The 6735-nt window shown below is 72.0% G+C and carries 6 protein-coding genes; 4 read left to right on the forward strand and 2 right to left on the reverse strand.

Going from position 1 to position 6735, the window contains the following annotated elements:
* Positions 1 to 42 precede the first annotated feature (42 nt).
* From ACWEF6_RS31450 to ACWEF6_RS31465, 4 genes are all read left to right on the forward strand, one after another.
* A complete protein-coding gene (locus ACWEF6_RS31450; RefSeq protein ID WP_449686264.1) occupies positions 43 to 969 on the forward strand; it encodes a glutamate ABC transporter substrate-binding protein in 927 nt (308 codons plus the stop codon).
* 86 nt (positions 970 to 1055) lie between these two features.
* A complete protein-coding gene (locus tag ACWEF6_RS31455; protein ID WP_176175880.1) occupies positions 1056 to 1703 on the forward strand; it encodes an amino acid ABC transporter permease in 648 nt (215 codons plus the stop codon).
* Entirely contained in the window at positions 1700 to 2560 is an 861-nt protein-coding gene (locus ACWEF6_RS31460) for an amino acid ABC transporter permease (protein WP_449686265.1), read from the forward strand. The genes ACWEF6_RS31455 and ACWEF6_RS31460 overlap by 4 nt, the downstream gene beginning before the upstream one ends.
* Positions 2561 to 2635: 75 nt before the next feature.
* Positions 2636 to 3373 (forward strand): SDR family NAD(P)-dependent oxidoreductase, encoded by a 738-nt coding sequence (locus ACWEF6_RS31465; RefSeq protein ID WP_449686266.1) that lies wholly within the window; start codon positions 2636 to 2638, stop codon positions 3371 to 3373.
* On the opposite strand, the gene ACWEF6_RS31470 is transcribed toward ACWEF6_RS31465, so the two are convergent.
* On the reverse strand, positions 3370 to 3990 hold the full coding sequence (locus ACWEF6_RS31470) for a hypothetical protein (protein ID WP_449686267.1): 621 nt from the start codon (positions 3988 to 3990) through the stop codon (positions 3370 to 3372). The two genes, ACWEF6_RS31465 and ACWEF6_RS31470, sit on opposite strands and share 4 nt — an antisense overlap.
* A gap of 7 nt (positions 3991 to 3997) precedes the next feature.
* Positions 3998 to 6735, reverse strand: a 2738-nt coding sequence (locus ACWEF6_RS31475; RefSeq protein ID WP_449686268.1) for an ALF repeat-containing protein, incomplete at its 5' end; no start/stop codon positions are given.

Genomic DNA, 6735 nt, shown 5'->3' on the forward strand with positions numbered 1-6735 from the left:
GCGCCGTCGGCGTCCGGGTGACGACACACAGGAGAGATTCACATGAGGATCCGCACCCTCGCGGTGGGACTGCTCGCCGGTGGCCTGGCGTTGACCACGCTGACCGCCTGTGGCAAGGAAGGCACGCCGACCTCGCCGGGTTCCGGTGACCAGAGCGGCACGAACGCCCCCGCGGCGCTGAGCTACCCGGTCGCGCAGGGCGTCGACCTGGCCGGCTCGCCGGTGTACGCCAAGATGAAGTCGGCGGGCGCACTGACCGTCGGCGCCAAGGACGACCAGCCGGGCCTCGGCCAGAAGGACCCGACGACGGGCAAGTTCGGCGGCTTCGACATCGAGATCGCGAAGCTCGTCTCGGCCGGCCTCGGTTTCGACCCGGAGAAGATCACCTTCCGCACGGTCGACTCCGGCGCGCGTGAGCAGACGATCGCGAACGGCGACGTGAACTACTACGTCGGCACCTACTCGATCACCGACAAGCGCAAGGCGCTGGTCTCCTTCGCCGGCCCGTACTTCGTCGCCGGCCAGGACCTGCTCGTCCGCAAGGACGACACCTCGATCACCGGCCCGGAGACCCTCAAGGGCAAGAAGGTCTGCTCGGTCACCGGCTCGACCCCGATCCAGAAGGTCCGGCAGCAGAACCTGACCGAGCCGGCCAACATCGTCGAGTTCCAGAAGTACTCGCAGTGCGTCGAGAAGCTGCAGTCGAAGGACGTCGACGCGGTCACGACCGACGACGCGATCCTCAAGGGCTACGCGGCCCAGGAGCCGGACACCCTGAAGGTCGTCGGCAAGACGTTCTCGACCGAGAAGTACGGCATCGGCCTCAACAAGGACGACAAGGTGCTGCGCGACAAGGTCAACGAGATCCTGCAGAAGGCGCTGGACGACGGCACCTGGCAGAAGATCTACGACGCCACCCTCGGCAAGTCGGGCTCGACCGCGACCAAGCCGACCCTCGAGAAGTACTGACGTGACACCGGGGCCGGTGGATCGGGTTTCCCGGTTCACCGGCCCTCTCACATCCACTCCTTGACCACGGACGCGGGGAAGGCTCCATGGACGTCCTGCTCAACAACCTGGACCTGTTCGGTCCGTTCTTCCTGCGCACGATCGAACTGTTCGTGCTCTCCGCCGTCGGCAGCCTGATCTGGGGCACGATCCTGGCGATGCTGCGGGTGAGTCCGGTCCCCGTCTTCCGCGCCGTCGGCGCGGCGTACGTGACGATCGCCCGGAACACGCCGCTCACCCTGGTGTTCGCGTTCTTCGTGTTCGCCTACCCGCTGCTCGACATCGTCAAGCTCGACTACTTCCCGGCCGCGGTGACGGCGCTGACCGTGTACACCTCGGCGTTCATCTGCGAGGTCGTGCGCTCGGGCATCAACACCGTGCCGGTCGGCCAGGCCGAGGCGGGCCGGGCGCTGGGGCTGACCTTCGGCCAGATCCTCGGCCAGGTCGTGCTGCCGCAGGCGCTGCGCTCGGTCGTGCCGCCGCTGATCAGCACCTTGATCGCACTGCTGAAGAACACCACCATCGCGGCCGGTTTCTCCGTCGCCGAGGCCGGCGCGATCCGCCAGTACCTGTCCGAACGCGGGGAGAACCAGCTGGTCGGCCTGCTGTGGGTCGCGCTCGGCTTCATCATCCTGGTCGCCGTGCTGTCGTTCGTCCAACGCAGCCTGGAGAAGCGCTGGAGCGTGGCCCGATGAGCAACGTCCTGTTCGACGTCCCGGGCCCGAAGGCCCGGCTCCGGTACCGCACGTACGCGGTGATCGGCACGCTCGTGGTCCTCGCCTTCGTCGGGTACATCGGCTGGCGGTTCTACGACAGCGGCCAGTTCACCGCCCGCAAGTGGGAGTGGCTGCAGTACGCGCAGGTGCAGCGCGACCTGGCCGACGCGGTTCTCGCGACGGTCGAGGCGTTCGCCGCCGCCGCGGTGCTCGCGGTGATCTTCGGCGCGATCTTCGCGGCGGGCCGGCTGTCCGACCACGGGTGGATCCGCCGGATCTCCGGGTTCGTCGTCGAGTTCTTCCGGGCCATCCCGGCGCTGATCCTGATGTTCCTGTTCTACTTCGGCCTGCCGACGCTGGGCGTGCCGATGACGCCGTTCCTCGGCGTGGTGTTCGGCCTGACGCTGTACAACGGCTCGGTGCTCGCGGAGGTCTTCCGCGCCGGCATCCAGTCGCTGCCGAAGGGCCAGAGCGAAGCCGCGTACGCGCTGGGCATGCGCAAGACGCAGGTGATGTTCCTGGTGCTGCTGCCGCAGGCGATCCGGGCGATGCTGCCGACGATCATCAGCCAGCTGGTCGTGCTGCTGAAGGACACCGCGCTCGGGTTCATCATCACCTACCAGGAGCTGCTGTACTACGCGCGCTACATCGGTTCCCAGGGCGCCTTCGGGCGGCCGATCGTGCCGTCGACGATCGTGGCGACCGCCATCTACGTCGTGATGTGCCTGCTGCTGACGGCGCTGGCGACGTACCTGGAGCGACGCAACCGCCGCAACAAGAAGGTCGTGGCCGTACCGCCCGCCGCGACCGAAAACCTCGCGGCCGCGTCGGCCTGAGTCACCCGTTCGAGGCCCCCGGGACCTGTCCCGGGGGCCTTGTCGTGTCCGGAGGTGTCCCCTAGCGTCGGGCGTATGGGTGTTGCACTGGTGACCGGCAGTTCCCGGGGTCTCGGCCGCGTGATCGCTCGCCGGCTGGCCAGAGACGGGTTCGCCGTCGCGGTCAACGGCCGCCACGACAACGCGGATCTGAAGACGGCCGCGGAGAGCATCCTCGCCGAAGGCGGCCGCGCGGCGGCGTTCGCCGCGGACGTGACGGACCGGCGCCAGGCCGGCGAGCTGGTCGACGCGGTCACGGCGGTGCTCGGCCCGATCGGGGTGCTGGTGCTCAACGCAACCGGACCGCAGCCGGAAGCGCCGGTGGCGGGCGTCGACTGGCCGGACCACCTGGCCCAGCTGGACTTCTTCGTCCGGTCGCCGGTGCTGCTGGGCCACGCCGTGCTGCCGGGCATGCGGGCCCGCGGCCACGGCCGCATCGTGCACGTCGACTCGGAAGTGGCGGACCGCCCGCCACCCGGCCGCTCGGCGTACGCGACGGCCAAGAGCGCCCAGATCGGCCTGGCCCGGGCGTGGGCCCGCGAGCTGGCCCCGGACGGCATCACGGTCAACACGGTCGCGCCCGGGTTCATCCCGGTGGAGCGGCACGCGGAGGTCCCGGAAGCCGAGCGCGAGGAGTACCGGGCCTCGGTCCCGGCCGGGCGGCTGGGCACGCCGGAGGAGGTGGCCGCCGCGGTGAGTTTCTTCGCCTCGGAGGAAGCCGGCTTCATCACCGGGCAACGTCTGCTCGTCGACGGCGGCCGCTCGCTCGGTTAGTCCGGGACCAGCGCGAGGATCCCGTCCGTGTCGCGGGCGAGGAAGTCGCCGAACGGGACCAGGTTCCGCAGTTCCGGGTGCCGGCCGGCGACCTCGGGCCGCAGCACCATCAGTTCCGGGGTGATCGTCACCGGCGTCGGGCCACCGGTCACGATGTCGTCGAGATCGATGTCCAGTGACGGCCCCCAGCGGTCGACGACCAGGCCGACCGCGGCCGGCCCGGTCGCCCGGAACTCGGCCAGGATCCGGCGGATCACCGTGTCCTGTCCCTTCCGGTAGACCGGACCGCCGAAGCCGTCGAGGTCGTAGTCCTCGACGACCACGTCGGCGCCGACCCGGCCCAGCGTGCAGGTGACGCCGGCGTCCTCGTCGTCGGTCACCCAGTACTGGAACGTGAACTGCTTGCGCTCGGGCAGCGCGGCCATGGCGGCGAGCAGGCCCTCGCGATCCATCTCGACCTGCTCGCCCTGGGTCTCCCACTCGCCGCTGATCGCGGTGATCCGGCCGGTGCGGGGATGGCGCAGCACCATCCCCCTCTCCGCCAGCGAGTCGACCCGCCGGCGCGCCTGCTCGGGTGACCAGTCGCGCCGGTACAGCCGGACGAATCCGTCGGACATTCGGTGCCTACTTCGGGAAGGTGAGGACGTTGCCGTCGCCGAGCCACTTCCGGGCGAGGTCGAGCGCCTCCTGCGGAGTGCCTTCCTCAAAGTACGCGATGGCCCGCACGCCTGCCTGGTCGGCGCCCCACTTGAGAATCTTCATCTGCTCGCCCAGCTTGTTCATCTTCAGCGACTTGCCCGGCCCGCCGACCGCGATGTACTCGCCGTTCGGCCCGAACACATCCACCCCGGTCCGGTTGACACCCGGCATCACGATCTCGAAGTCCTGGCCGTTGTTGGTGAGTTCCTTGGTGCGCTTGCCCCCGACGATGTCCGCGACCTTCGCCTCCCGCTCGTTGCCGAGCTTGTTGCCCGGGTTCTCGGCGAGGTTCTTGATGTCGTCGGCCATGCCCTCCATGCCGTGCATGGCCATGGCCAGGCCACCGATCATCTCGGCGATCCCGGCGTAGACCGCCGGGCCCGAGGTGAAGATGCACGCGATCGCCCCGACGAGCGCGCCGCCGATGCCGCCGGGCACCGCGCCGATGCCGGCGAACGCGGCGCCACCACCGGCGCCGATCGCCGCACCCGCACCGACCTCTTCGGCGCACGCCGCGATCGCGCCACCGGCGACCGACGCACCGCCGAGCGCGGCTCCGACACCCCCGGCCACCTCGGCCAGGTGCTGGATCAGCGCGAGCAGCTCGCCCGCGTGGTCGCGCACGTAGTCGAGGGTGGCGCCGGCCATCGTGTCGATCATGGACAGCAGCTGGTTCGCCGTGTCCAAGAGCCCCTGCAGCTCCGGGTGGTCCTGGATGATCTGCGCCACCGCGTCCCGGACCTGCTGGACGGTGCCCCGCATGTCCATGACTTGCTGCTTGGCGTTTTCCTCGGACTGCTTGACGCTGACGGCGTTGTACGCGTCCGCGGCCGCCTGGCTGGCTTCGAGCACGTCCTTGCCCGCCGCGTCCGCGTCGGCCTGCGCCCGGGCCGCCGCCTCACGGGCCTCCGCGGCGTACTCGTTGGCCAGCGCGGCCGACTGCGCCGCCTGGGCCGCCGAGCGCTGCGCGGCCTGCGCCGCCGCCTGGGCGTTCGCCGCCGCCCACCGGGCGGTCTCGGCCGACTGCGCCGCCTGGGCTGCGGACTTCTCGGCCTGGTCGGCGGAGGCCTTCGCGGCTTCGGCGTGTTGCTGCGCCTCGGCCGCGGAATCCTTCGCCGCCTGGGCCGCCGCGGCGGCTTCGGCGGCCGAGCCCGCCGCGTTGGCCGCGTACTCGGCGGCCAGCGCCGCCTGCTGATGCGCCAGCGCCGCGGATTCCTTCGCGTTGGCGACATAACCGTTGATCTGGGCGACGTGCTGCGCGGCGTCGGCGTCCCGCCATGCGGCGCTGTACTGCCCGGACTGCAGGAACTGGCGGACATAGGTCCACGGCCCCGACAGCGCGGCGTTGGCCGCGGCCTTCACCTCCGGGCCGCCCTTGTCGAGGATCTTCTGGGCGGCGATCCGGTCGTCGTTCTTCGCCGCGGTGTACTGCCCGGTCTTCAGGAACGCGGCGACGTCGGCCGGGGTCCCCGAGAGCGCGCGGTTGGCCGCGTCCTTGGTGGCCGGCCCGCCGAGCGAGGAGATGCGCTGCGCCTCGAGCCGGTCGTTGGTCACCTTGCCCTGGTAGTCGCGGGTCGTCAGGAACTGCTTGACCTGGTCGTGGCTGCCCGCGGCGGCGGTAACGGCCGCGGTGCGCTGGGCCGGTACCAGGGAGGCGCCGCCCACGATGCTGAGGCTCAGCCGGTCGTCCTGCTCCAGCGCCCCGTTCAGGCCGCTTTGGACGAAGGCGGTCAGTTCGGCGTCCGTGCCCGCGAGCGCGGTGCTCGCCGCGGCGAACAGCTTCGGGCCGCCGGTGTGCATGAGCTCGGCGGCCAGTTTCCGGCCGCTGGCGATCGCCGTCGCCGGCGGAGCCGCCGGGTCCTTGGCCGCGGCCAGCAGGGTCGCCGCCTGCTGGCTCAGCTGCTCGGGCTGGCCGGCGCTCCAGTGCGCCGCCACCGTCCGGGAGTCCTCGGCCTGCTTGGCGTCCTGCGCGTCGCGCATGGCCTGGGACTGCTGCTGGGCGAGCCGCTCCGCGTCGGCGCGGCGGGCCAGGCTCGCGGTGTTCTCGGCCTGGTCGGCGGCCCCCTGCGCGGCGTCGGCGGCGTTCTTCGCCTCGATCGAGGCGTCCTTGGCGCGCTGCGCGGCCCCGGCCGCCTCACCGGCGTGCTTCGCCGCGTCGTCGGCCGCGGCGGCCGCGGCGTTGGCGTGGGCGACGGCGTCCAGCGCGGCCTGCCGCGCCTGGCCGGCCCAGGCGGCGGCGTCGTTGGCCAGCGACAGCGCGGCGGCGGCCGCGCGGCTGGCTTCGTTGGCGTTGCGCTGCGCCCGGGCGGCGGCGTTCTTCGCCTCGGCGGCGCTGGCCCCGGCCTGCTGCGCGTAGCCACCGGCTTCGGACGAAGCCGCAGCGGCCGCGGCGGCGTCGTTGGCCGCGGCGGCGGCCGCCTGCACGGTCACGGCGACGGCGTGCACGGCGTCGATGGCGTGGGTCAGCGCGTCGGCGGCGCTCTGCGCACCGTTGGCGGCGTCCCGCGCGTCCTTCGCGGCCTGCGTCGCCCGGTCGGCCTGGCCCCGGTCGGTGGCCGCGGCGGCGGCCGCGTTGCGGGCGTTCGAAGCGGCCCGGCCGGCCATCGAGGCGACCAACGCGGCCCGCGAAGCCGCCGCCGCGGCCAGCCAGGCCGCCTGGGCCG

It is taken from the genome of Amycolatopsis sp. NPDC004772 (assembly GCF_053601215.1).